This is a genomic window from Vibrio tasmaniensis (assembly GCF_024347635.1).
Classification (GTDB): Bacteria; Pseudomonadota; Gammaproteobacteria; order Enterobacterales; family Vibrionaceae; genus Vibrio; species Vibrio tasmaniensis.
In genome coordinates this window covers 510,870-537,399 of the sequence record NZ_AP025510.1, presented here as the reverse complement: position 1 = coordinate 537,399, position 26,530 = coordinate 510,870, and the positions used below count along the sequence as shown (strand labels likewise).

21 protein-coding genes are annotated in these 26,530 nt (G+C 44.8%); 5 read left to right on the top strand and 16 right to left on the bottom strand.

Features of this window, described 5'->3' with window-relative positions:
• The first annotated feature begins 7 nt into the window (after positions 1 to 7).
• From OCV44_RS02605 to OCV44_RS02595, 3 genes are read left to right on the top strand one after another with little or no spacing between them, the layout of a single operon-like run.
• Positions 8 to 1,846, top strand: a complete 1,839-nt coding sequence (locus OCV44_RS02605; protein ID WP_139685033.1) for a glycoside hydrolase family 13 protein — start codon at positions 8 to 10, stop codon at positions 1,844 to 1,846.
• 25 nt (positions 1,847 to 1,871) lie between these two features.
• Positions 1,872 to 2,891, top strand: a complete 1,020-nt coding sequence (locus tag OCV44_RS02600; protein WP_246091765.1) for an ROK family protein — start codon at positions 1,872 to 1,874, stop codon at positions 2,889 to 2,891.
• 54 nt (positions 2,892 to 2,945) lie between these two features.
• Positions 2,946 to 3,746 carry a TrmB family transcriptional regulator gene (locus OCV44_RS02595; protein WP_009847632.1) on the top strand — a complete coding sequence of 267 codons (801 nt, stop codon included), beginning with the start codon at positions 2,946 to 2,948 and terminating at the stop codon, positions 3,744 to 3,746.
• A 298-nt stretch (positions 3,747 to 4,044) separates the two neighbouring features.
• Here the strand turns inward: OCV44_RS02595 and recA are convergent, their stop codons facing one another.
• Together recA and pncC are read right to left on the bottom strand one after the other, a co-directional pair.
• The gene (gene recA, locus OCV44_RS02590) at positions 4,045 to 5,085 is read right to left on the bottom strand and encodes a recombinase RecA (protein ID WP_086048754.1); all 1,041 of its coding nucleotides are present in this window, start codon (positions 5,083 to 5,085) and stop codon (positions 4,045 to 4,047) included.
• Positions 5,086 to 5,224: 139 nt separating this feature from the next.
• Positions 5,225 to 5,719 carry a nicotinamide-nucleotide amidase gene (pncC, locus tag OCV44_RS02585; protein ID WP_086050375.1) on the bottom strand — a complete coding sequence of 165 codons (495 nt, stop codon included), beginning with the start codon at positions 5,717 to 5,719 and terminating at the stop codon, positions 5,225 to 5,227.
• A gap of 124 nt (positions 5,720 to 5,843) precedes the next feature.
• On the opposite strand from pncC, the gene mutS reads away from it, so the two are divergent.
• On the top strand, positions 5,844 to 8,405 hold the full coding sequence (mutS, locus tag OCV44_RS02580; protein ID WP_086048753.1) for a DNA mismatch repair protein MutS: 2,562 nt from the start codon (positions 5,844 to 5,846) through the stop codon (positions 8,403 to 8,405).
• Between the two features lie 144 nt (positions 8,406 to 8,549).
• On the opposite strand, the gene rpoS is transcribed toward mutS, so the two are convergent.
• From rpoS to rlmD, 13 genes are all read right to left on the bottom strand, one after another.
• On the bottom strand, positions 8,550 to 9,530 hold the full coding sequence (gene rpoS, locus OCV44_RS02575; protein WP_086048752.1) for an RNA polymerase sigma factor RpoS: 981 nt from the start codon (positions 9,528 to 9,530) through the stop codon (positions 8,550 to 8,552).
• A 98-nt stretch (positions 9,531 to 9,628) separates the two neighbouring features.
• A complete protein-coding gene (gene nlpD / locus OCV44_RS02570) occupies positions 9,629 to 10,543 on the bottom strand; it encodes a murein hydrolase activator NlpD (RefSeq protein ID WP_029225456.1) in 915 nt (304 codons plus the stop codon).
• A gap of 35 nt (positions 10,544 to 10,578) precedes the next feature.
• Entirely contained in the window at positions 10,579 to 11,205 is a 627-nt protein-coding gene (locus OCV44_RS02565) for a protein-L-isoaspartate(D-aspartate) O-methyltransferase (protein WP_139685034.1), read from the bottom strand.
• Positions 11,206 to 11,949 (bottom strand): 5'/3'-nucleotidase SurE, encoded by a 744-nt coding sequence (gene surE, locus OCV44_RS02560; RefSeq protein WP_139685035.1) that lies wholly within the window; start codon positions 11,947 to 11,949, stop codon positions 11,206 to 11,208.
• A 120-nt stretch (positions 11,950 to 12,069) separates the two neighbouring features.
• Entirely contained in the window at positions 12,070 to 13,116 is a 1,047-nt protein-coding gene (truD, locus tag OCV44_RS02555) for a tRNA pseudouridine(13) synthase TruD (RefSeq protein WP_139685036.1), read from the bottom strand.
• A gap of 22 nt (positions 13,117 to 13,138) precedes the next feature.
• On the bottom strand, positions 13,139 to 13,618 hold the full coding sequence (gene ispF / locus OCV44_RS02550) for a 2-C-methyl-D-erythritol 2,4-cyclodiphosphate synthase (RefSeq protein WP_029223073.1): 480 nt from the start codon (positions 13,616 to 13,618) through the stop codon (positions 13,139 to 13,141).
• Positions 13,619 to 13,620: 2 nt separating this feature from the next.
• Entirely contained in the window at positions 13,621 to 14,322 is a 702-nt protein-coding gene (gene ispD / locus OCV44_RS02545; RefSeq protein WP_139685037.1) for a 2-C-methyl-D-erythritol 4-phosphate cytidylyltransferase, read from the bottom strand.
• Complete coding sequence (ftsB, locus tag OCV44_RS02540; RefSeq protein WP_139685038.1) at positions 14,322 to 14,603, bottom strand: cell division protein FtsB; 282 nt, start codon at positions 14,601 to 14,603, stop codon at positions 14,322 to 14,324. The genes ispD and ftsB overlap by 1 nt, the downstream gene beginning before the upstream one ends.
• Before the next feature lie 302 nt (positions 14,604 to 14,905).
• Positions 14,906 to 16,204: a phosphopyruvate hydratase gene (gene eno / locus OCV44_RS02535; protein WP_139685039.1), complete on the bottom strand. Its 1,299-nt coding sequence runs from the start codon at positions 16,202 to 16,204 to the stop codon at positions 14,906 to 14,908.
• An 81-nt stretch (positions 16,205 to 16,285) separates the two neighbouring features.
• Complete coding sequence (locus OCV44_RS02530) at positions 16,286 to 17,926, bottom strand: CTP synthase (RefSeq protein ID WP_012604779.1); 1,641 nt, start codon at positions 17,924 to 17,926, stop codon at positions 16,286 to 16,288.
• Between the two features lie 132 nt (positions 17,927 to 18,058).
• Positions 18,059 to 18,874, bottom strand: a complete 816-nt coding sequence (mazG, locus tag OCV44_RS02525) for a nucleoside triphosphate pyrophosphohydrolase (protein WP_139685040.1) — start codon at positions 18,872 to 18,874, stop codon at positions 18,059 to 18,061.
• A gap of 247 nt (positions 18,875 to 19,121) precedes the next feature.
• Complete coding sequence (relA, locus tag OCV44_RS02520; protein ID WP_139685041.1) at positions 19,122 to 21,347, bottom strand: GTP diphosphokinase; 2,226 nt, start codon at positions 21,345 to 21,347, stop codon at positions 19,122 to 19,124.
• Between the two features lie 136 nt (positions 21,348 to 21,483).
• Entirely contained in the window at positions 21,484 to 22,803 is a 1,320-nt protein-coding gene (rlmD, locus tag OCV44_RS02515; protein WP_139685042.1) for a 23S rRNA (uracil(1939)-C(5))-methyltransferase RlmD, read from the bottom strand.
• Positions 22,804 to 22,968: 165 nt separating this feature from the next.
• On the opposite strand from rlmD, the gene barA reads away from it, so the two are divergent.
• Positions 22,969 to 25,782 carry a two-component sensor histidine kinase BarA gene (gene barA / locus OCV44_RS02510; protein WP_139685043.1) on the top strand — a complete coding sequence of 938 codons (2,814 nt, stop codon included), beginning with the start codon at positions 22,969 to 22,971 and terminating at the stop codon, positions 25,780 to 25,782.
• A gap of 287 nt (positions 25,783 to 26,069) precedes the next feature.
• Here the strand turns inward: barA and acpS are convergent, their stop codons facing one another.
• Positions 26,070 to 26,450, bottom strand: a complete 381-nt coding sequence (acpS, locus tag OCV44_RS02505) for a holo-ACP synthase (RefSeq protein ID WP_009847650.1) — start codon at positions 26,448 to 26,450, stop codon at positions 26,070 to 26,072.
• Between the last annotated feature and the right edge of the window lie 80 nt (positions 26,451 to 26,530).

Genomic DNA, 26,530 nt, shown 5'->3' with positions numbered 1-26,530 from the left:
ATTAGGGATGATTTCCGCTATGGCTATTACAAATTCAGTTATCAACAAACCGATTACAAAAAGCTCGCTGACTCACTCAGCAAAAAGTGCAGACAGTTACGCTTACAACAATGAAACGCTTCACCTTCGCTTACGCTGTGCAAAAGGCGAACTAGACAAGGTTTCACTTTGGATAGGCGACCCGTACCACTGGGCAGAAGGTGGCCTCGATGGTGGCAATCTAGGTGGCAGTGATGCACACGGTTGGGTGGGTGGCAATGAAGTGACCATGATTCATGAAGGGGAAACCGAGTACCACGACCACTGGTTTGCAGAGTTTACTCCACCGAAACGTCGTAGCCGCTATGGCTTTATTTTGTACGGAAAAGGCGGCGAAAAGATTCTATTTGGAGAAAAACGCTGCGCCGACATTTCAACGACTGAAAACGCAGAAATCGAGCTGAGCAACTTAAGTAATTTCTTCTGTTTTCCTTACATAAACCCTCGTGACGTTTTAAAGACACCGACGTGGATAAAAGACACCATTTGGTACCAAATATTCCCAGAGCGCTTTGCTAATGGTCGCCCTGAAACATCACCTGCCAACGTGCAACCTTGGGGAACCAGACCTGTATCCGACAACTTTATGGGTGGCGATTTATGGGGCGTGATCGATAAGCTAGATTACCTGCAAGATCTTGGCGTGAATGGTTTGTATTTATGCCCTATTTTCACAGCCAACGCCAACCATAAATACGACACTGTCGACTACTACAATGTAGACCCGCACTTTGGCGGCAATGAAGCTTTTAAAGCACTCGTCGATGAAGCCCATAAACGCGGCATGAAAATTATGCTCGACGCGGTGTTCAACCACATTGGGTCTCAATCACCACTATGGCTAGACGTTGTGAATAACGGGGCAAAGTCCAAATACGCCGACTGGTTTTGGATCAATCAATTCCCTGTATACCCAGACACGCCAAAAGAAGAGTGGGATTTCTGGAACTTGAACTACGAAACCTTCGCGAATGTCGTCGAAATGCCCAAGCTGAATACTGAAAATGAAGAGTGTCGTGCATACTTATTAGACGTAGCACGCCACTGGGTAGAAGAGTTCAACATTGATGGTTGGCGTTTAGACGTAGCCAACGAAGTGGACCACGCGTTTTGGCGTGACTTCCGCAAAGTCGTAAAAGATGCCAACCCAGACTGCTACATTCTTGGGGAGATTTGGCACGAAGGTATGCCTTGGCTACGCGGCGACCAATACGATTCGCTGATGAATTACCCGCTGACACAAGCCATTACCGACTACTTTGGTCTTGGCGACCTTGATAAAGAGAGCTTTGTAAATGCAGTGAACGCGTCGTACATGGCATACCCACGCAACGTAAACGAAGCGATGTTTAACTTATTAGATAGCCACGACACCACTCGCATTATCTCTTTATGTCAGGGCGACAAGCGCAAAGCTAAATTAGCCTATCTATTTATGTTTACCCAAGTTGGCGCTCCATGTATTTACTACGGTGGAGAAATTGGTATGGATGGCGGCCGCGGCATGGGCAGCGAAGACAACCGAAAATGCATGATATGGGAAGAATCAGAGCAAGACTTAGAATTCAAAAATTTCATTCAAGAAATGATCGTTTTGCGTAAAGCTAATCCCGAGTTTAATCAGCCTAGCATTGACTGGTTAAACGTGAGGGATGAAAAAGGGACGACAGACAAAGAGTGCATCGCTTACCGCCGTGGCAATTTAACGTTTGTTTTAAACAACAGCGATAAAGATAAACAGATCATGATCGATGGAAAATCACTGACCCTTAGCGCTTATGGCTACGTGATTGAGCAAGCGAACTAAATCCAAGTGTGTCATTAATTAAATCATGCTCATTAAAGCAGAACCAAATATAGTGATGGGAATCGCGATTGATTCCCACTCTATTTACTCGGTCGCCAGCACTTCTAACGGACAAGAGGTGTATAGAATGGTGCAGCGCATTCCTGGCGACCTTGCCCACTTGACCCAACATTTGATAAGCAGAATATCAAGCGTCAGCTACCGCTATGGAAGTATCGCCGCGATAGGCATAAGCACATCCGAGTTTTTTTCATCTCATCGCCAGTCAGTAAATAATCTGACAAAGCAAAGTCAAACTCACTCGCCAGAACTCGCCCAATTAGCAATGAACCTGATTCAGCACTTCAAGGTCGATTGCTCGCTTGTGATGCATTCACACAGTGCGGCTATTGCGTGCGACGCGATTAGTAACGCAACGACGAACGCTGACTTAATTGAACAACCACTCTCGGCAGATTCAAGTCTAAATAAGAGGGCTATAGGTTTACAAAAAGAGGCTACTCTCAGCGTATTTTTGGGCGATGGTTGTGGTATGAGTTTTTACAAAAATAACGAGCAAGAACACCACCCGTTAAGCTCACATTGGGCACATTCAACGCTACCAAATTTTCAATGGCTCGTTGATGGTTTAACTCCTATATGTCGCTGTGGCAATGAGGCCTGCATTGAACAGTTTTTATCCGCACCAAGTATTGAGCGGCAATATCATCAAGTCGTGCTAAAAGACCAAACTTTAACGCAAATTTTTTCAGGCGTAGACCAAAGTGAACCGCATGCATCGCGCATCTATCGCACTTATATCGACCAATTGGCGCGCAGTTTAGTTAATCCCATTCAGCAATTACAGCCCACACGACTCGTATTATCAGGCGAAGCAACGACCTATCCTACATTAACGGCAGATTTAAAAGTCGCATTGTCTCGCTACATTCACGTTAATGAAATTCCAGTGATTATTCACCCAAAACAAGATGAATTCACCTTTGCTCGCGGAGCGTTTCTCATCGCTGAAAAAAATCACAACAATCATTTACGCTCGTCGTGACAAGAATGGTAACCTTAGAAGGAGAAGATATTGAATAGTTTCAGAGGACAACCCGTGTCAGAGCTAGTCACCAAATTAATGGATTTTGGGTTTACCAAAACCGATGCGCTTGTTTATATTAATTTACTCAAAAATGGCCAATCCAGCGGATATAAAATCGCGAAAGAGATCTCTATCTCCCGCTCTTCTGTTTACTCGTCTATCGATAACCTTTACGCCAATGGCTACATTTTCATGTCTGATGGCGACACTAAAGAGTACGAAGCTAAATCACCAGACTTGATTTTCAGCCAGATAGAAAAAAAGACCGTTACCAATATTAATTTCCTTAAATCAGAATTATCTAAGATGATGCTGAAAGAGGAAAAAGAGTTCGTTTACAACGTATCGGGGTTCGACAACTTACTTCAAAAGGCCAAGGAAATCATTAATCAGGCAAATCTAGAAATTTATCTGAATACCGATTTTAACCTTGAGTTGTTTGGCAAAGAATTATGCGACGCCGTGGAACGTGGCGTACGAGTGATTGGCTTTTCATTCAACAAAATGGCGAGCCCACATGAAAAGATAGAACTACATTCGCGTTCTGAAAATGAAGAAACCGAATACCCTTCACACCGCTTTATGTGCGTAGCCGATATGAAGCTCGCCCTCATGTTCTCACACCGTGAAGAAACCTTAGGTTTATATGCCAATAATCGCTTAATTGTAAAAATGATCGCAGAGCATATTCACAGCGATATTTACCTAACAGAATACGAACGCCTGGCTCCTAATCAGCACCAACACGTTAGGGTGAATACGATTCACGAACAGCATAATGCTATGGTACTCGACGAGCTTAAGAAGCACTAACTCAGCAGATCGAATTCAATAATCAGATACGAACAAAGGTCTAGTAATAGGCCTTTCGGGGAAAGAAATTTTGACGGGAATCTATTTACCCCAAAGAGTTTCTTTAGTTATTTGATAAAGAATAGACTTATGAGTGCATAACTATAAGTATCTAGAGCAGCCGCCTACGGTCACTTTTCTCTAAACAATCAAATACCTTAACTTTTTACGACTAAAACAATAAAGCCTCGAAAATTCGAGGCTTTAAAATCTTTCAATGTCATACATTCTTATGAAGATGACTTAACAAAACGTTAGCTTATAGCTCTTCGTTTTCTTCTTCCTTCTCTGCACCTTTCTCTTCAAGCACAGCAGGAGTTAGCAGTAACTCACGAAGTTTAGTATCAATTTCTAGAGCAACTTCTGGGTTTTCACGTAGGTATTTACCAGCGTTTGCTTTACCTTGGCCGATCTTGTCGCCTTTGTAGCTGTACCAAGCGCCTGCTTTTTCTACTAGCTTATTCTTAACACCTAAGTCGATAAGCTCACCTTCGCGGTTGAAGCCTTTGCCGTAAAGGATTTGAGTTTCAGCTTGTTTGAATGGTGCAGCAATCTTGTTCTTAACAACCTTGATGCGAGTTTCGTTACCAACAACTTCATCACCATCTTTAATCGCGCCAGTACGGCGAATATCAAGACGAACAGATGCGTAGAACTTAAGTGCGTTACCACCGGTTGTTGTTTCTGGGTTACCGAACATAACACCAATTTTCATACGAATTTGGTTAATGAAGATAGCCATACAGTTAGACTGCTTGAGGTTACCAGTCAGCTTACGCATCGCTTGAGAAAGCATACGAGCCTGAAGACCCATGTGGCTGTCGCCCATTTCGCCTTCGATTTCTGCTTTAGGTGTTAGTGCTGCTACTGAGTCAATAACAAGAACGTCGATAGCACCTGAACGAGCCAGTGCATCACAAATTTCTAGAGCTTGTTCGCCTGTATCTGGTTGAGACACAAGCAAAGCATCGATATCAACACCCAACTTTTGAGCGTAGATAGGGTCTAGTGCGTGCTCCGCATCAACGAATGCACACGTTTTGCCCACTCTCTGTGCTGCAGCAATAAGCTCAAGCGTTAGCGTTGTTTTACCTGATGATTCTGGACCGTAAACTTCTACGATACGTCCCATAGGTAGGCCACCAGCACCTAGTGCGATATCTAGAGATAGAGAACCTGTAGAAATAGTTTCTACGTCCATTGTGCGGTTATCACCAAGACGCATGATAGAACCTTTACCAAATTGCTTTTCAATCTGACCAAGGGCTGCGGCTAACGCTTTTTGTTTATTCTCGTCCATTACTATCTCCACATAATCGGTTGTCTTAACAAGCGATCTAGAATCTATTTCTAACCCACATAGGGGTGACTAATTGGCTTTCATTATACTGTTGATTCATACAGTGTCCATACCTGTATGAAAATAATTTGTACAAATGCTACTTACCTTCCATTGATAGGTAATCATAAATAACTTGCAGGGCATGGTGCGTGGCTTGTTGGCGTACTTGTGACCTGTCGCCTGTAAATAGATGCGTTTCTACTTTATCCCAGCCATTTAGTGCTTTCCAAGCGAAACATACTGTACCAACGGGTTTATCTTCGGTCGCGCCACCTGGGCCAGCAATGCCACTGATCGATACAGAGATAGTCCCATTTGAATGTTGCAATGCCCCGCTCGCCATTTCTATCACTACAGGCTCACTCACTGCACCAAACTCAACTAAGGTTTTAAGCTGTACACCAATCATCTCTTGCTTCGCTTCATTACTATAAGTAACAAAAGAGCGATCAAACCACCCAGAGCTCCCTGCGATATCCGTCACTGCGCTAGCAACACCACCGCCAGTGCAAGATTCAGCCGTCACTAAAACGTGTTTGTGTTTAGCGAGTAAGTGTCCAAGCTGTTCACTAAGATCTTGAGTCATCTGCATCATCAACTTCCCTTTATTTACTGTCATATCATTCGGATTCGCATCTTTTCGCATGTGTCGCTTTTCGCACGAAACGCTTTCACGTATCCTAAGCCGCAATAGAAATAAACGAAAGAAGTTAACTGTGAAAGCCGATCAAAAACATACTCCCATGATGCAGCAGTACCTAAAGCTAAAAGCAGAAAATCCAGAAATTCTGCTGTTCTACCGCATGGGCGATTTCTACGAGCTTTTCTACGATGATGCTAAAAAAGCCTCTCAACTCCTCGATATTTCACTGACCAAGCGTGGCTCTTCAAATGGTGAGCCGATTCCTATGGCGGGTGTTCCGTACCATGCCGTTGAAGGATACCTTGCGAAGTTAGTGCAACTTGGTGAATCCGTAGCTATTTGTGAACAGATTGGTAATCCAGCAACTTCAAAAGGCCCGGTTGAACGTGCTGTTGTACGCATCGTGACGCCTGGTACAGTAACGGATGAAGCATTGCTTTCTGAGCGTGTTGATAACCTGATTGCAGCCATTTACCATCACAACGGTAAGTTTGGTTACGCGACACTGGATATTACCTCCGGTCGATTCCAACTTTGCGAACCAGAAACCGAAGAAGCGATGGCGGCAGAGCTACAAAGAACGTCACCACGTGAACTGCTGTTCCCTGAAGATTTCGAACCCGTAAATTTGATGGCAAGTCGTAATGGCAACCGCCGTCGCCCTGTGTGGGAATTTGAATTAGATACCGCTAAGCAGCAATTGAATAAGCAGTTTGGTACTCGTGACCTAGTTGGCTTTGGCGTAGAAAGCGCGAAACTAGGCTTATGTGCGGCTGGTTGTTTGATCCAATACGTCAAAGACACCCAGCGAACTGCCCTTCCACATATCCGTTCACTGACGATGGATAAACAAGATCACTCAGTGATCCTCGATGCTGCGACTCGACGCAATCTAGAGATCACCCAAAATCTTAGTGGCGGCACAGACAACACCCTAGCAGAAGTACTTGATCACACTGCGACAGCAATGGGTAGCCGTATGCTTAAGCGTTGGTTACATCAACCAATGCGCAATATCTCTGCACTCGATCAGCGCCTAGATGCGATTGGCGAGATGAAAGATTTGGCTCTGTTTACAGAGTTACAACCAACGCTGAAACAGATCGGTGATATCGAACGTATCTTGGCGCGTTTAGCTCTTCGCTCTGCTCGTCCTCGCGATATGGCACGACTTCGCCAAGCTATGGAATATTTGCCTGAACTTGCCGAAACGCTGACGCAACTTAAGCACCCATACCTGACTCAGCTTGCTCAATATGCTTCTCCTGTGGATGAAGTATCTGAACTACTTGAGCGAGCGATCAAAGAGAACCCGCCCGTAGTGATTCGTGATGGTGGTGTGATAGCAGAAGGCTACAACGCAGAACTCGACGAATGGCGCGACCTTGCCGCTGGTGCAACCGAATTTCTTGATAAACTTGAGCAAGAAGAGCGCGAACGTCATGGTATCGATACACTTAAAGTGGGCTACAACAACGTACACGGTTTCTTCATTCAAGTAAGCCGCGGACAAAGCCATCTAGTACCTCCTCACTATGTTCGCCGTCAAACGCTGAAAAATGCAGAGCGTTACATCATTCCTGAGCTAAAAGAGCACGAAGACAAAGTGCTTAGCTCTAAATCGAAAGCCCTAGCTATCGAGAAGCAGCTTTGGGAAGAGTTGTTTGATTTGCTACTGCCGCACCTAGAGCGCCTACAAAACATCGCCTCTTCGGTATCTCAGCTTGATGTTCTACAAAACTTGGCTGAGCGTGCAGATACCCTTGATTACTGTCGTCCAACCATGACAGAGTCTGCTGGCGTACAAATTCAGGCAGGTCGTCACCCTGTGGTAGAACAAGTGATGGACGAACCCTTTATTGCTAACCCTATCGACCTTAATGATCAACGTAAGATGCTGATCATCACAGGTCCAAACATGGGTGGTAAATCAACCTACATGCGCCAAACTGCACTCATTGCATTGATGGCTCATATCGGTTGTTATGTTCCAGCAGAAAGCGCGACGATTGGTTCTATCGACCGTATCTTTACGCGTATTGGCGCATCCGATGATTTGGCTTCTGGTCGTTCAACCTTCATGGTTGAGATGACAGAAACCGCGAATATCCTGCACAATGCGACGCCAAACAGCCTTGTGCTAATGGACGAAATCGGCCGTGGTACCAGTACTTACGATGGTCTGTCACTGGCTTGGGCAAGTGCAGAATGGCTAGCCAATCAAATCAATGCGATGACACTGTTTGCGACGCACTATTTTGAGCTAACTGAGCTACCGAACCAACTACCAACTTTAGCAAACGTACACCTAGATGCCGTTGAGCATGGTGACAGCATTGCTTTCATGCACGCAGTTCAAGAAGGTGCAGCAAGTAAATCTTACGGTCTAGCGGTAGCTGGATTGGCTGGTGTACCGAAAGCGGTGATCAAGAATGCTCGCGCGAAGCTGACTCAACTAGAAGCGTTAAGTATGGAGTCGCCAACATCGAAGCCAAGCGGTGTCGATATAGCCAACCAACTGAGCCTGATACCTGAACCAAGTGAAGTAGAACAAGCGCTAGCGAATGTTGATCCTGATGATTTAACTCCTCGCCAAGCATTGGAAGAACTTTATCGCTTGAAAAAGCTGCTTTAGTCTCTTTCGAGTAGCCTCTCCCTGCCGTTTGGTAATGTCGTGTTGATTAGGCGGCATAAAATCCAAAAGCCACAAACAAAAAAACGCTGACTTAAAGTCAGCGTTTTTATTTGTCTTCAATTTATAGAAGCATCATCTGTTCATTTAGTCGTTTTCTACGTTGAACAGATTTTCCATATTCAAGCCTTGCTTGATAAGAATCTCACGTAGACGGCGAAGACCTTCAACTTGGATTTGACGAACACGTTCACGAGTCAGACTAATTTCACGGCCTACTTCTTCTAGTGTTGATGGTTCATAGCCAAGTAATCCAAAGCGACGCGCAAGCACCTCTTTCTGCTTAGGATTCAGCTCATCAAGCCAGAAAATCAACGAGTTCTTGATATCGCTATCTTGAGTTGAAACCTCAGGATCTGAATTGTTGATGTCTGGAATAATATCTAACAGTGCTTTCTCACCATCACCACCAATAGGCGTATCAACGGAGCTCACTCTTTCGTTTAGACGAAGCATCTTACTCACATCACCAACTGGTTTATCTAGCTTAGAAGCGATCTCTTCAGCCGTTGGTTCGTGGTCAAGTTTTTGAGATAGCTCTCGTGCCGTACGCAGGTAGATATTCAGCTCTTTCACAACATGAATTGGCAAACGGATAGTGCGAGTCTGATTCATTAGCGCACGTTCAATGGTTTGACGAATCCACCATGTCGCGTAAGTTGAGAAGCGGAAGCCACGCTCTGGATCAAACTTCTCTACGGCGCGGATCAAGCCTAGGTTGCCTTCTTCGATCAGATCGAGAAGTGCAAGACCACGGTTGCTATAACGACGAGAAATTTTTACCACCAAACGCAGGTTACTTTCGATCATGCGTTTGCGTGCTGCTTCATCACCGCGTAGAGCTCGACGTGCATAAAGCACTTCTTCTTCAGCGGTTAATAGTGGTGAGAAACCAATTTCGCCTAAGTAGAGTTGAGTCGCATCTAAGCTTTTAGACGTAACTTCAGTCTCTTCTTTCGCTTCGGTTTTCTTAGTGACTGTTCGTTTTGCTTTTCCAAGAGCTTCCGGTTCCGTGGTTGCTTGGTTAAGATCGAACTCTTCTTTGGTTACTGCATTGCTTATACTCATAACGCCTCCCCCTGGCGAAATTAGCATGACATTACAACTTCATATGTCGCTAAATGACTATGTCACTCCATACAATACGTGATTTTTGCATATTGTATTTAAGGTAAATACCGTTTTGGATTAACTGATTTACCTTGGTAACGAATCTCAAAGTGCAGCCTAACACTGCTGGCTCCAGAGCTTCCCATTGTTGCAATCTTCTGCCCTGGTTTCACACTTTGCCCTTCAGATACTAATAGTCGGTCGTTATGCGCGTATGCACTTAAGTAATTATCATTATGCTTCACAATCACTAGATTGCCGTAGCCTCGTAATGCATTACCCGAATAAACAACCGTTCCCCCTGCAGTAGATACTATTGGCTGACCTCGCTGTCCTGCTATGTCTATGCCTTTATTTCCTTGTTCTCCTACAGAGAAATTCTTAATTACTCTCCCTTTCGTTGGCCATAACCATTTGGATACTTTATTACTCGTTGGTTTTGTTGGCGGTGTAACATTCTGTTTACCTTTAGAACCAACATACTCCTTTGATTTGGATTGTACAACCTTCTTTTGTGGATCTTTTTTCGCCACTTTGGTGGTTGTTTGAGCTGGCGCAGGTTTAGAGTTTTTACTCTTTTGAGGTGTTGTTTTAGGTTTACTTGAGGCCAACAAAGTTGTGGATGCGGCAACTGGCGCAGCAACGGCTGCAACCGCTACCGTTGATTTACCATACGCTGGTGCGTTGTAGCTAGGACGCCATAACTTAAGGCTCTGCCCTGGATGGATGGTATAAGGTGCTGACAGATTGTTATAGCGAATCAGTTCTTTAACATCTTTATTTGTTACGTAAGCAATAAAATAAAGGGTATCGCCTTTTTTCACTTCATAGTAACTACCGCGATAACTACCACGATCAATCGACGAGTAATTCTTGTTTAAGCTTGAAACTGGCGCAGGCGAATTCGCAGCACACCCAACAAGTGCACAGCTAAGCAGTAGAGAACTTCCTTTAAAAACCTTCGAACGCATCGACTTTCTATCCACCTACACCATTAATATTTTTATTAAGCTAACTCACCAGGTACAAGAGGTACAAATCGCACCATCTCGATAACATTCGATAAGAACTCATCGCCGTGGCGAACAATCTTCAACAGTTGTTGTTCATCATCTCCGACCGGAATTAATAAGCGGCCTCCATCTTTCAACTGCTGCAAAAGTGCTTGAGGGATCGACTCTGCAGCAGCGGTGACAATAATCGCATCAAAAGGCGCCTTAGAAGACCAACCTTGCCAACCATCACCGTGCTTGGTTGAGATGTTGTAGAAATCGAGTTGCTTCAACCTACGCTTAGCATCCCATTGTAGCGACTTTATTCTTTCAACCGAATACACGTGATCAACCAACTGAGCCAAAACAGCCGTTTGATAACCAGAACCCGTTCCGATCTCCAAAACGCGGCTGTCTTGTTGTAACTCAAGCAGCTCAGTCATTTTAGCAACAATGTAAGGCTGAGAAATTGTCTGCCCCTGCCCGATAGGCAGCGCATTATTATCATAGGCCTGGTGATGCATAGCCTGTGATAAAAAGCTCTCTCTCGGTAGTAAGTAAATAGCATCAAGAACCTTTTGATCCTGAATACCATTTTCTATCAGAAAAGTAACTAAGCGCTCAGCTTGTGGATTACTCACTTATTTATCCCCTAACCATGTAGTCATCGCACCCAACGACTCATGTGCCGTCAGATCAACTTGTAGTGGTGTTACCGACACAAAACCATGTTCAATGGCATAAAAATCGGTACCCTCACCAGCATCTTGCTCCTTACCAGGAGGGCCAAGCCAATAGATATCATGACCACGTGGGTCTTTCTGCTTGATCATATCTTCAGCATGGTGACGAGCACCTAGACGTGTCACCTGAGTACCCGATAGTTGCTCTAATGCTAAGTCAGGGACGTTCACGTTTAACAGGCGATTGGTCGGGATTGGGTTTGCTAAATGTTGTTCGACAATACGGCGAGCAACCGCTGCTGCTGTCTTAAAATGTTGTTTTCCAACCAGAGAAAATGCCACCGATTGAACACCTAGAAAGTGGCCTTCCATTGCTGCTGCGACTGTACCTGAATAAAGCACGTCATCACCAAGGTTAGCTCCGTGATTAATACCCGTTAAAACCAGATCAGGCATGTCACTCTTTAGGAGTTCGTTCAATGCGAAATGTACACAGTCGGTCGGTGTTCCTTGAACCGAATAGGTATTTCTAGCAATCTCTTGAACACGTAAAGGCTGTTCCAAAGTTAATGAATTTGAAGCACCAGAGCGATTACGGTCAGGTGCCACAATGATAACTTCAGCAAGATCACGTAATTCATTGGCCAGCTCATGAATACCTTGAGCGTGCACACCATCATCGTTGCTGAGTAAAATCTTCATCTTGTATCCTTTCTTTTGTTCCAATGCCAAGTCACTTAGATACCGATATAAAGTCACTTAAACACCGATATAAAGTCACTTAAATATCAATATAAAGTGACTTAGACCCCAGCAAAATCATTATTGCTCGTAGGTTCTTTCTACGTGTACTTCTTCAACTAGCTCACGAACGATAGCGGTTGCGAAACAGCCTGCATCCAGAGAGAATTTAAGAGTGACATTGTCTTCGTTTACTTCCCACGCTAAGCCCATCGGCTTCAGCGACGCTTCACGGCGATCATGGCGCATACGGTTACCACAAATAAGCGCCATTAGATCCGGTTCAGCATCAAGGTGTTTCTGCTCTAGAGCTTGAGACGCATCAGTCGTCGGTAACGCATTATCTCCAGCTAAAGCAACGGTAATAAACGCAGAACCGTTCGCGATGTCTTGATTTACGGTTTCGATATTGTCTGCCGTCACCGCTAATTGCGCGCCGTCTTTAACGACGATATCGCCAACCAATGCCGACGCAAACGCATCTTGCTCAATACGGTCAGAAAGGATTAAGTTGTAGATCCAAGAGCGAGCCGCAGAAAGATATAAGCTGCGCTTATTCTGATTACGCGTACGAACGTTTTCACGACCCCAACGACGAGCTTCAGATAAGTTGTTACCTTCATTACCAAAGCGCTGAGCACCGAAGTAATTTGGCACGCCTACTTGAGCGACTTTTTCCAAACGCTTTACCACATCCTCACAGTCCGTTACTTCAGACAAAGTTAGCTCGAATTGGTTGCCAACTAAATCGCCTGGACGTAACTTTTTATTGTGGCGTGCTGTCGCCAAAATCTCAATGCTTGGGTATTGTGCAAGAAAAGCAGAAAAATCAGGTTCACCTTTTGGTAGATGCACGCTCAACCACTGTTCTGTCACAGCATGACGGTCTTTCAAGCCAGCCCAGCTCACGTCTTTCGACTTAACACCACACGCTTTAGCCAGCTCGTTTGCTACAAAGCTCGTGTTCTCACCCGTTTTGCGAATACGCACCATAAGGTGTTCGCCTTCACCAGTGAACTCAAAACCTAGGTCTTCATTAACGACAAAGTGTTCGGCTTTTGCTTTTAGTTTTGCTTTCGCAGTTGGTTTACCGTTTAGATAAGCCAATGAAGATAAAATATCTGACATGCTGTTCTTTTCGTGTTGGTGCTTACGCACTTTTAGTAATTAGGACCACCGCTTCACATGCGATGCCCTCTTTGCGACCTGTAAAACCTAAACGCTCAGTTGTCGTCGCTTTTACATTCACATTGCTAATGCTGGTTTCTAAATCTTGTGCGATAGCGTGGCACATAGAGTCTATATGAGGCGCCATCTTTGGAGCTTGCGCCATGATAGTAATATCCGCATTACCAATCACGTAGCCTTGTTCTTTTACTCGACGATAAACATCTTTTAGCAGTTCACGGCTATCCGCGCCTTTCCACTCATCATCGGTATCGGGGAAATGACGACCAATATCACCGGCAGCAATCGCACCTAATAAAGCGTCACACAACGCATGAAGGGCAACATCACCATCTGAGTGTGCGATAAGACCCTGCTCATAAGGGACTCTAACGCCACCTATAATTACCGGACCTTCACCACCAAACTTATGTACATCAAAGCCATGGCCAATACGAATCATCATTATTCCTTATTCTGACTTAAATAGAACTCAGCAAGTGCTAAATCTTCAGGCTGAGTAATCTTAAAATTATCTGAACGCCCTGCCACTAAAGCGGGCGATAAACCTTTCCATTCAAAGGCTGAGGCTTCATCGGTAATCGAAACGCCTTGTTGCAACGCCTCGCTTAATGCATTCCACAGAGGCTTTGCTCTGAACATTTGCGGCGTAAGTGCATGCCATAGATCGGCTCGCTCAACGGTATGTTCGATCTGCCCTTGCGCACCTCGCTTCATAGTGTCACGAACTGGCGCCGCTAAAATAGCCCCTACATCATGGCTCATCGCGCCGGAAATTAGCTTGTCGATATCACTGAGTTGAACACAAGGCCTTGCCGCATCGTGAACCATTACCCAATCGCTAAGCTGCTGCTCAGCGATACAGTTTAGCGCAGAGAGTACCGAGTCCGCTCGTTCGCTTCCGCCAGACACTCTGACCACTTTTGGATTCTGGTTGAGTGCTAACTCCGGGTAATAGGGGTCATCATCGCTGATCGCAACGACAATTTTAGAGACTTGTGGATGAGACAGTAATTTCTCAATGGTGTGCTCTAAAATCGTTTTGCCGTTAATCTTAAGATATTGCTTAGGGCGGTCTGCTTTCATTCGGCTACCGACGCCCGCTGCAGGTACAACGGCAATCACACTTTGAAGTTGAGTCGACATTAATGGGATTCCTCACCAATGATGCGGAAAAACGTTTCGCCTTCTTTTACCATTCCAAGCTCATGACGTGCGCGCTCTTCTATCGCGTCTAAGCCTTGGCGTAGATCATCGATTTCCGCAAACATCTCTGCGTTACGAAGATGGAGCTTTTCGTTTACTTGCTGTTGAACTTGGATTTCGTTGTTCACACCGTAGTAATCAGAAAGACCATTTTTACCGAGCCACAGTGTGTGTTGTAGCCAGCCAAACACTATGAGCAGTACTAAAGCAAAAATTCGCATAACACCTTTCGCCGGTTGAAAAAGAAGGAACTAGAATAAGGCACATATATACCATAATGAGCTTATTGGTGCGAGATATGTGGTGTTAGGGAATCAATAAGTCGGAGAATTATTGTCGGGATAGATATGGTAACAATGAGATTCCCTACTCCTTCCTTCGTCAGTCTAGGGAATGACGAACTTTAGATGTAACGAGGAGGAGCTTTAGAACCTAGAGCTTCTTCCCGTCATTTTCTACAGACAAAAAAATGCCCCGCATAAGCGAGGCATTTAAAAAGCTTAGATTAATAATTCGCTAGGAATTATTGACCTTTAACTTCTTTAAGACCGTTGTAAGGAGCTTTAGAACCTAGAGCTTCTTCGATACGGATAAGTTGGTTGTACTTAGCAACACGGTCAGAACGGCTCATAGAACCAGTTTTGATTTGACCTGCAGCTGTACCTACCGCTAGATCAGCGATAGTTGCATCTTCAGTTTCGCCAGAACGGTGAGAGATTACTGCAGTGTAGCCAGCGTCTTTAGCCATCTTGATAGCAGCTAGAGTCTCTGTTAGAGAACCGATTTGGTTGAACTTGATAAGGATAGAGTTAGCTACGCCTTTCTCGATACCTTCAGCAAGAATCTTAGTGTTTGTAACGAACAGATCGTCACCAACGATTTGAAGCTTGTCGCCTAGAAGTTCAGTTTGGTGCTTGAAGCCATCCCAATCAGACTCGTCAAGACCATCTTCGATAGAAACGATTGGGAAGTTGTTCGCTAGCTCAGCTAGGTAGTGGTTGAACTCTACAGAAGTGAAAGTTTTACCTTCGCCCTTCATGTTGTAGATACCAGCTTCTTTGTCGAAGAACTCAGATGCTGCACAGTCCATAGCAAGAGTAACGTCTTTACCTAGTTCGTAACCAGCAGCTGCAACAGCTTCTGCGATAACTTCTAGAGCTTCAGCGTTAGACTTAAGGTTAGGAGCGAAACCACCTTCATCACCAACTGCAGTGCTGTAGCCTTTAGACTTAAGAACTTTAGCTAGGTTGTGGAATACTTCAGCACCTACACGTAGAGCTTCTTTAAGAGTTTTAGCGCCAACTGGTTGGATCATGAACTCTTGGATGTCAACGTTGTTATCTGCGTGCTCACCACCGTTGATGATGTTCATCATTGGTAGAGGCATTGAGAACTGACCAGCAGTACCGTTTAGCTCAGCAATGTGCTCGTATAGAGGCATGCCTTTCGCAGCAGCAGCAGCTTTTGCGTTCGCTAGAGATACAGCTAGGATAGCGTTCGCGCCAAACTTAGACTTGTTATCAGTACCGTCTAGGTCAAGCATGATTTGGTCAACGTCAGCTTGTGCTTTAGCGTCAGAACCTACTAGAGCTTCAGCGATTGGGCCGTTTACAGCTTCAATAGCTTTAAGAACACCTTTACCTAGGAAACGTGATTTGTCGCCGTCACGTAGCTCAAGAGCTTCGCGTGAACCAGTAGATGCGCCAGATGGAGCAGCAGCCATACCTACGAAACCGCCTTCTAGGTGTACTTCAGCTTCTACAGTTGGGTTACCACGTGAATCGATGATTTCACGACCTAGAACTTTAACGATCTTAGACATTGAATGTTTCCTTCTCGTTGAATATATAAATGTCAAATTTAAAGGTAGCAGCACAACTTACGCAGCTACCTGTATTCCTTTTTACTTCTCTAATTCGCCGCGCTGGAACTCGCCAGCTGCTTTAACGAAACCTGCAAACAATGGGTGACCATCGCGAGGTGTTGAAGTGAACTCTGGGTGGAATTGAGCAGCAACAAACCATGGGTGGTTCGGGTTCTCAATAACTTCAACCAGTTTCTTGTCCGCAGATAGACCCGATACTTTTAGGCCCGCTTTTTCAATTTGTGGACGAAGATTGTTGTTCACTTCGTAACGGTGACGGTGACGTTCATGGATCGTCGCGCTACCGTATAATTCGTAAGCTTTTGTCCCTTTAGCTAGGTGACAAAGCTGTGAACCAAGACGCATTGTGCCGCCAAGGTCAGATGTTTCTGTACGCTCTTCAACTTTACCTTCGCCATCAGTCCACTCAGTGATAAGACCAACAACTGGGTACTTAGTTTCAGTACAGAATTCAGAAGAGTGTGCCCCTTCCATTTTCGCAACGTTACGAGCGTACTCGATAAGTGCTACTTGCATACCTAGACAGATACCTAAGTACGGTACTTTGTTTTCACGAGCGTATTGAGCAGCAAGAATCTTACCTTCAACACCACGATCACCAAAGCCACCAGGAACTAGGATTGCATCTAGGCCTTCTAAAACTTCTACGCCACGAGACTCAACATCTTGTGAATCTACGTATTTAATATTAACGCTTAGGCGATTTTTCAAGCCCGCGTGTTTTAGCGCTTCATTTACTGATTTGTATGCGTCTGGTAGTTCAATGTACTTACCAACCATACCAATCGTCACTTCACCCGTTGGGTTAGCTTCTTCGTAAATTACTTGTTCCCATTCAGACAGGTCTGCTTCTGGAGCTGTGATGCCGAAACGCTTACATACAAGTTCATCAGTGCCTTGAGCTTTAATAAGCTGAGGGATCTTGTAGATAGAGTCAACATCGCGCATAGAAATAACTGCATTTTCTTGCACATTACAGAACAGAGCAATTTTCTTACGCTCGTTCGAAGGAATGTTGCGGTCTGAACGACAAACTAGGATGTCTGGCTGAATACCAATAGACAGCAGCTCTTTTACAGAGTGTTGCGTTGGCTTAGTTTTCACTTCGCCCGCAGCTGCTAGGTATGGCACTAGAGTAAGGTGCATGAACATTGCGCGTTCACGGCCTAGCTCTACTGCTAGCTGACGAATCGCTTCCATGAATGGTAGAGATTCGATATCACCAACCGTACCACCAACTTCAACAAGCGCGATATCGTGGCCAGCTGCGCCAGAAATTACACGCTCTTTGATAGAGTTAGTGATGTGCGGGATAACCTGAATAGTTGCACCTAGGTAATCACCGCGACGCTCTTTAGCGAGTACGTCTGAGTAAACACGACCTGCAGTGAAGTTGTTACGCTTAGTCATCTTGGTGCGAATGAATCGCTCGTAGTGACCAAGGTCAAGGTCAGTTTCAGCGCCATCTTCCGTAACGAACACTTCACCGTGTTGAGTCGGGCTCATTGTGCCTGGATCAACGTTGATGTAAGGGTCAAGCTTCATCATAGTCACTTTAAGACCACGAGCTTCTAAAATAGCCGCAAGAGATGCTGCTGCAATACCTTTACCTAGAGAGGATACAACCCCGCCAGTAACAAAAATGTAATTTGTCGTCATGTTTAACCTGAAATTGGTTGAATGAGGGAAATGGATTACTTCTGGACGGGATGAAAATATACCAGAAGCCCCTTATCGCCACAACGTGAAATCTATCACACTGCTATTTTTTATTTTTTGCTTCAAATCAATTCATGATAAAAGCTTTGATGATCTTTTCTCCGCCACTTTGACTTCATCCCATATGGAATCAAGCTGTTGTAGAGAAAAGTCGGTCAAAATTTTATCTTGCTGACGAACTTTTTGTTCCACACCTTTAAAGCGGCGTGAAAATTTCAGATTGGCTTTATTGAGAGCCGTTTCTGGATTTTTACCCAAATGTCGCACTAAATTGACGGTAGCAAACAACAAATCACCCAGTTCTTCTTCAACTAAATCTTCGTTTGGCGTTACTTGAAGCGCTTCTTCTAGCACCTCATCAACTTCCTCTAAAACCTTATCGGCGACTGGGCCAATAGAGTCCCAATCAAAGCCAAATTTCGCGACTTGCTTTTGAATTTTTGTAGCACGCGAAAGTGCAGGTAGAGAGTTTGGTATTGAGTCTAGAATACTTTCTTGAGTTTTGCCTGCCTGTGCTTTCTCTTTGGCTTTTTCAGCTTCCCAGTTGGCATTAATTTCGTCATCACTGGCAAACTCGGTATCAGAAAACACATGAGGATGACGGCGCGTCAACTTCTCATTAATACCGTCGACCACATCAAAGAACTCAAACAAGCCCTGCTCTTTCGCCAATTGGCTATAGAAGATCACTTGAAACAACAGGTCACCCAACTCTTCTTGCAGGTTTGGCCAATCTTTGTTGTGAATCGCGTCCACCACCTCGTAGGTCTCTTCGATCGTATGCGGCACAATGGTTTCAAAATTTTGTTTCAAATCCCAAGGACAGCCACCTTCAGGATCGCGCAGCTTAGTCATGATCTGTTCAAGTTGTTCAATCGGGTGATTCATCGTTTTATTCCTATTCACTGTCTTTGATTTTTAAATTTATAACGTCTTCTAAAACTAAAAAAGGTGAGTAGCCAAAACCACTCACCTTTGTTGATACTGTCTAATTCTCTAAATTACGCATCTTTCACTAAGCAGTTGTTACTTTAACAAGGCAACAAGCTTTCGCGATTCCATCACATAGCTCGCCTATGTGATGGAACAAGAAAGCGCAGTTAACGCAGTAAAAGTGACTAATGCAACGTGAAAGTTAGCCTAGGCGTTTAACCGACATGACATCTTTGATCTGTTCTACTCGGCTCGTCACTCGACTCAGAATTTCAATATTGGTCACTTCCAAATCGAAATCCATCACCGACAGCTGACGTTTATAGTCAATACGGCTCTTCATTGTCGTCACACTGACTTTTTCGTTCAAGAACAGGGATGTGATGTCTTTCAACAAGCCGGTACGTTCTAGCGCCTCTACACGCAGTGTTAAGATATACGAGCCTACAAAACCATCTCCCCACACCGTATCGATGATACGTTCAGGGGCATGTAGGTTAAGTTCACTTAACTGCTCACAATCGCTGCGGTGTACTGAGATACCACGCCCTTGAGTAATGTAACCTTTGATCACATCGCCAGGGATAGGCTGACAACAACGAGCCAAGTGGGTCATTAGGTTATCGACACCTTCAACGACGACGGCATCCTTTTTCGGACGACTCTGATGCGCAGGCTTATTGTCAGACTCAAGCAACTTCTCGAGTGCTTTCTTATCTTCTTCTTCAGCCGTCGGCTTATTGACCAGAGCATTGATGTGATTAACCACTTGGTTAATACGCAAATCACCGCTACCAATACCTGCATACAATTCATCAGGTGTATTGACGTTGAATCGTTTCAGCGCGTACTGCTCGGCATCTTTCAGTGTTGCACCGACTCTGCCTAGCTCGATTTCTAGGATGTCTCGCCCAGCTTCTAGGTTTTTCTCACGACTCTGAGCACGGAACCAAGCGTTAATTTTTGCTCGAGCTCGACTTGAATGAACAAAGCCTGTGGTCGGATTCAACCAATCACGTGATGGATTCGGTTCTTTTTGAGTAATGATCTCAACTTGATCGCCCATCGCCAACTTATGAGTAAACGGAACGATTCGACCTGCGACTTTGGCACCGATACAACGGTGTCCAACCATCGAGTGGATGTGGTAAGCAAAATCCAACGGCGTTGCACCCATTGGTAAATCGACCACATCACCGCGTGGTGTAAAGGCATAGACACGGTCATCAAAGACTTGGCTACGTACTTCATCCAGCATTTCGCCAGAATCCGACATCTCTTCTTGCCAATCGATAAGCTTACGCAACCACGTAATTTTCTCATCGTAGCCACTGCGTACACCGCTAGAAGCACCTTCTTTGTACTTCCAGTGCGCAGCCACACCTAACTCAGAGTCTTCGTGCATTTGCTTGGTACGGATCTGAATTTCGATGGTCTTGCCTTCAGGGCCAAGAACTACGGTATGAATCGATTGATAACCATTGGGCTTAGGGTTCGCCACATAGTCATCAAATTCACTTGGGAGGTGTTTATATTTGGTGTGAACCACACCTAGACCGGCATAACAGTCTTGCAGTTGGTCTGCAATAATACGTACGGCACGCACGTCAAAAAGCTCATCAAACTCTAAGCCTTTTTTCTGCATTTTACGCCAGATACTGTAGATATGTTTGGGACGACCGCTGACTTCAGCATTGATGCTTGAGCGGTTCATTTCGGACGTGAGATCATCAACAAAGTCAGTGATGTATTGTTCGCGCACGATACGGCGCTCTGACAACTGTTTGGCAATCTGCTTGTAGGTATCGGGTTGTTGATAGCGGAAAGCGTAATCTTCAATTTCCCACTTTAGCTGACCAATACCGAGACGGTTTGCTAGAGGCGCATAGATGTTGGCACACTCTTTTGCTGCCGCACGGCGCACAGCATCAGGGGCTTTTTTCACTTCTATAAGGTTGCAAATTCGTTCTGCTAGCTTGATAACAACGCAGCGGAAATCATCGACCATCGCCAGTAGCATTCGACGAACGTTATCGACTTGACCCGAGGCAGCACTGCCTTCAAGGGTCACGTTGAGCTGGCCTAACGCCGCCATTTCTTCAACGCCATCAATCAGCTTTACGGTTTCTTTGCCGTAGCATTCTTCAAACGCTTCACGCTCAAAAACGCCGCTTGAGACGACTGGGAAAAGTTGTGCAGCAATTAAAGTGGCACGGTCCATCGACAATGTAACCAAGATTTCGATCATCTCGCGTCCACGCCAAAGCAGGAGCGACGCTTGCTCGTGATCTTTTAATAGCTCTTCACAGTGACGATAAACTTTGGTCAGTTTATTCGAGGTTTTTACGTCTTGATTAAGTGACGCAATCCAACTTTCTAGCTCAAACTGTTCGCTTGGGTTTAAATGTGCGCTTCGTACCGCAACCATCATGCCTTCCTAGTTATTATGTTTTATACCCAATTCAATATGACTAACTGATTCCAAGTTAGTTCGACTCATATTGATATCAGCGCAGGCTTCCCTGCGCCTTTGTAATACATTTTTAAGCCTTGTTTAAGGGCTTCTAAGCCTTGATAAAGAGAGCCATCGATTCTAGATGACTGGTATGGGGGAACATGTCCAACATGCCAAGTTTGGCTAATTGATAGCCTTGTTTTTCTAAACTCTCAGAATCTCTCGCTAGAGTAGCAGGATTACACGAAACATAAACCACACGCTTCGCTCCTAACGCTGAAATTTGATCAACGATCCCACTCGCTCCAGCGCGTGCTGGGTCAAGTAATACTTTATCGAATTTCTCTTTTGCCCAAAGCTGTGAAGATAAATCTTCTTCGAGGTTCGCTTGGTAAAACTCCGTATTGCTTAATTGGTTTAACGCTGCATTGGATGTCGCCTGTTGAACCATTTCATCAACACCTTCTACACCAACGACAAACGCCGATTGTTGTGCGATAGGCAAACTGAAATTGCCTAGCCCACAAAACAGATCAAGCACACGCTCATCCGCTTGAGGCTCTAACCACTCAATCGCTTGAGCAACCATCTGCTGGTTCACTTTCTGGTTCACTTGTATAAAGTGATTTGGCTCAAAAGGTAAGGTCACACCGGTTTCGCTATAAGCTGGCGCGTCCCCGACCAAACGAACCAACTTATCGGTTTCTGGCATCGAGTACAGAGTTGCACTTTCTTCTTTCGCGAGCGTCATCAGCGCTTGCTCATCTTTTTCAACCAAAGGCTTAAGGTGACGCAGCACCATAACAGGGCCAGTATCCCCAATCACTAATTCAACGTGTCCTAAAGACGTAAGGTTGCTGAAAGTATTCAGTAAACTTTTTAGTTTTGGCAGCAGTACATTAAGGCGAGGGTCAAGCACCGCGCAGTCGGTGATGTTTTCAATCTGTTTGCTTTGTTTCTTACGGAAACCAAACTGAAGCTGCTGTGTCTTCTTATCAACAAATAGGCTGATACGCGCGCGACGTCGATAGCCGGTTTCATCCCCCACAATCGGTTCAACAACTTCGGTGTTAGACGTTTGGTATTTGCTCATCAGGTGCGTCAAAGATTGTGATTTATGCTCAACCTGAGATGAGTAACCGAGATGCTGAAGATGACAGCCACCACACTGTTCAAAGTGCTTACAAAATGGCTTTAAACGCAGCTCACTCGGTTGAAGTAATTTGATGAGTTTTGCTCGCGAAAACTTACTTTTGCTCTCTGTAAGTTGAATAACCACCTTCTCACAGGGCAATGCGCCATCAATGAAAACGGGTTTGTTCTTCTGATAAGCGATGCCAGCGCCATTGTGATCCATTCGTTCAACCAAAACCGATTGATGCTTGGTCTCGAGTTGAGTTTTCTTTTTTGGTTGGAAAAAACGTGCCATTGCTTGTGCCTAATGTATCTTTTAATAAGTAATTGGTATCCAGGACTCACTATTCTGTCTTGGAATCATTGTCGAACGTCACGGCTTTGATTAAGCTTACCGTTCACTTAACCGCCATTGTGTGCGTTATTTTCCCATATCCAGACCTCGATGTAATTAAAGAACATGACCAGATATGGCTTAAGAGCCCGTGTAATTACCTTAACTCTAGCTCCAACCCTGATTATTGGGCTGCTATTGAGTGCATTTTTCTCATTTAACCGCTATCAAGACCTTGAGGGTCAAGTGGTTAACACTGGTACTAGCATCATTGAACCACTAGCAATTGCGAGTGAGTCTGGCATGAAGCTCGAAAGTCGAGAGTCTGTTCGTCAGCTGATTAGCTATGCGCATCGAAAAAATTCTAAGCTGGTGCGCAGTATTGCGGTGTTTGATGAACGTCATGAGTTGTTTGTAACGTCAAACTTCCATCCTGATTTTGAAAGCCTGACCTATCCGAAAGATAAACCGATTCCGCATTTAAGCTCATCGAACCTGCTCGATAATACGCTGATTCTTCGGACACCCATCATAGCTGAAGGTCAATACATCAACTCAGCCAACGGTCAATCGCAAGCAAACCAAGCAATAGGCTACATTGCGATAGAGTTAGACTTGTCGTCACTTCGATTGCAGCAGTATCAAGAAGTGTTCTCTGCTTTCTTGGTGTTGATTCTAGGGCTTGGTTTATCAGGCGTGTTTGCGTTCCGTTTGATGCACGATGTAACTCAACCGATCACGCACATGAAAAATATGGTCGACCGAATTCGTCGTGGTCACTTAGATGTGCGTATCGAAGGTAAAATGCACGGTGAGCTAGATTCACTGAAAAACGGTATCAACGCGATGGCGGTCTCGCTATCAGAATATCACGTCGAGATGCAGCACAGTATCGACCAAGCAACATCTGATCTGCGTGAAACCCTAGAGCAATTAGAGATTCAAAACGTTGAGTTAGACATTGCGAAAAAACGCGCTCAAGAAGCAGCTCGTGTTAAATCTGAGTTCTTGGCGAATATGTCTCACGAGCTTAGAACACCGCTTAATGGTGTGATTGGCTTTACTCGCCAGATGCTCAAGACCCACCTATCGAACAGCCAAACCGACTACTTACAAACCATTGAACGCTCGGCTAATAACCTACTCAGCATCATCAACGATATCTTGGACTTCTCGAAACTTGAAGCCGGCAAGCTCGCTCTAGAAAACATTCCATTTGAGTTCCAATCGAGCCTAGAAGAGGTGGTTAACCTTCAAGCCACTAATGCCCATGAGAAAGGCCTTGAGCTTACGCTTAAGATCGACCCGAAAGTACCACCAGGCGTTGTTGGTGATCCACTGCGTATCCAACAGATCCTGACTAACCTCGTGGGTAACTCGATCAAGTTTACCGAGCGTGGCAACATTGATATCAGCGTTGAGCTGCGTTCACAAAGCGAAGACAGCATTGAGCTGCAGTTTATGGTTCGAGACACGGGTATTGGTATCTCAGAGCGCCAACAAGCACAACTTTTCCAAGCCTTCAGCCAAGCCGATGCGAGTATCTCTCGTCGTTATGGTGGTACAGGCTTAGGTCTGGTCATCACCCAAAAACTGGTCAGCCAAATGGGCGGAGAGATCAGCCTAACCAGTCGTCTTCACCAAGGCTCCACCTTCTGGTTCACCCTAAGACTATCGACTACCGATATGCCGATGACAGAACTAATAGAGACTCAGTGTCTGCAAGACAAGCAACTGCTGCTTATCGAGCCAAACATGCAAGCAGCATCAATTACTCAGCAGATCCTAACCCAAGAAGGTTTAGTGGTAACGTACCGTTCGGTTATGCCTGACGAATCTACCTCATATGACTACGTTCTGCTTAACTTAGCCGCGAACCAAGAGTATCAATTTGATACCGTGAGTGGCTGGGCGATTGGCGCGAAGAAGATCGCTCAGAACGTGATTATTGGTACACCAAGTACTGAGCTAGCGTTGGGTGAGCAATTGATGAAAGAAGTTGATGTTCAGTGCATTACTAAGCCTCTCTCTCGCAAGAAATTGCTGCAAACTTTGGTCTCGAATCAAGCTCCAACCTTAATTGCACCCGCTATTGAAACACATTCAGAAGAGAAACTACCGCTTACGGTATTGGCGGTCGATGATAACCCTGCCAACCTTAAACTGATTACTGCGCTACTAAAAGAGCGAGTAGAGACAGTTATCAGTTGTACCAGTGGTCAGAAAGCTATCGACAAAGCGACAGAGACTCCATTTGATGTCATTTTCATGGATATTCAAATGCCGCAGATGGACGGCGTGACCGCTTGCCAAAAAATTAAGGCGTTGGCGAACAATGCAAACACGCCTGTGATTGCCGTTACTGCGCATGCAATGATGGGGGAACGTGATCGACTACTTGAAGCAGGTATGGATGACTACCTAACTAAACCCATTGAAGAGCATGTGTTACAACAGGTTCTTATTCATTGGAGCCCTACCTCTGAGATTGAGCACATTGATAAAATAGACCCAGATCACCCGGCGGTCTCTGCTGAAATCGACCACAGCTCTGTTTCAGAAATTGAAGCCAGCGAGCACAAGAACATCATCATTGATTGGCAAGCAGCTTTGAAACAAGCCGCCAATAAAGAAGACCTCGCACGCGATATGCTGCAAATGCTCGTAGATTTTATTCCTGAAGTTTATGAAACCGCGGAAAAAGCGATCGAAGACAGTGACTACCCCGTTGAAGCGCTGACACACATCATCCACAAGATGCATGGCAGCAGCTCATACAGTGGGGTACCAAGGCTTAAGTCGGTATGTGCAACGATAGAGAAAGAACTTCGTTCAGGCACTTCTGTTGAAGACATTGAACCGGAGCTTTTTGAACTTCAGGATGAATTAGATAAGGTTCAAGCAACCGCGATTCATTATTTAAAACCAGCCAAGACCTAGCGAATATTTCTGACTCAAAATATTCATTAAACAGTTTGCCAGCCAATAAAAAAGCAGAGCTCATGAGCTCTGCTTTTTTTTGTCTAGAACCTAGGGCACTAGATATAATACCAATCACAGTAAGTAAGTGATCAAAAATAGCGTAGGAAAAAGGCTTGAGAACAAGGCGTGATTTTTTGATAAGTAGTTATTCTACAATAAAAAATTATAACGCAGTTTTCGAGCATTTTAACAAGCTAGGGTGACCAGTTATTTACTACGATTGGTATAAAGTAGCGGTAATCTATTTACGACTCGAGTAGTACCGTCGCCACCGCATAATGGCGCTCATCAGAGATAGTCAGGTGAATCGACTTAGTACCACTCGCATCTGCGATTTCACGCGCTTTTTTATGCAGGCTTAGAACTGGCTTGCCATGCTCATCGTTTGAAATCTCGAAGTCGTGGAAGGTCACACCAAGAGCGATGCCAGTGCCTAATGCCTTAGACGCCGCCTCTTTTGCAGCAAAACGCTTTGCAAGGTAACGCCCTTTTTGCTTAAGTTGCTGGAATACTTCAAATTCAGAATCCGTCAAAATACGCTGAGCGAAAGCCTCACCACTTCGTGATAATGCTTTTTCAACACGTTCAATTTCTGCGATATCTGTACCTAATCCAACAACAGCCATGTTTACCCTACTACCAACTTCTATCTATTAACTTTTCGATTCTACTGATTAACCGCTTACAACTAAGCGAATGCCGAGTT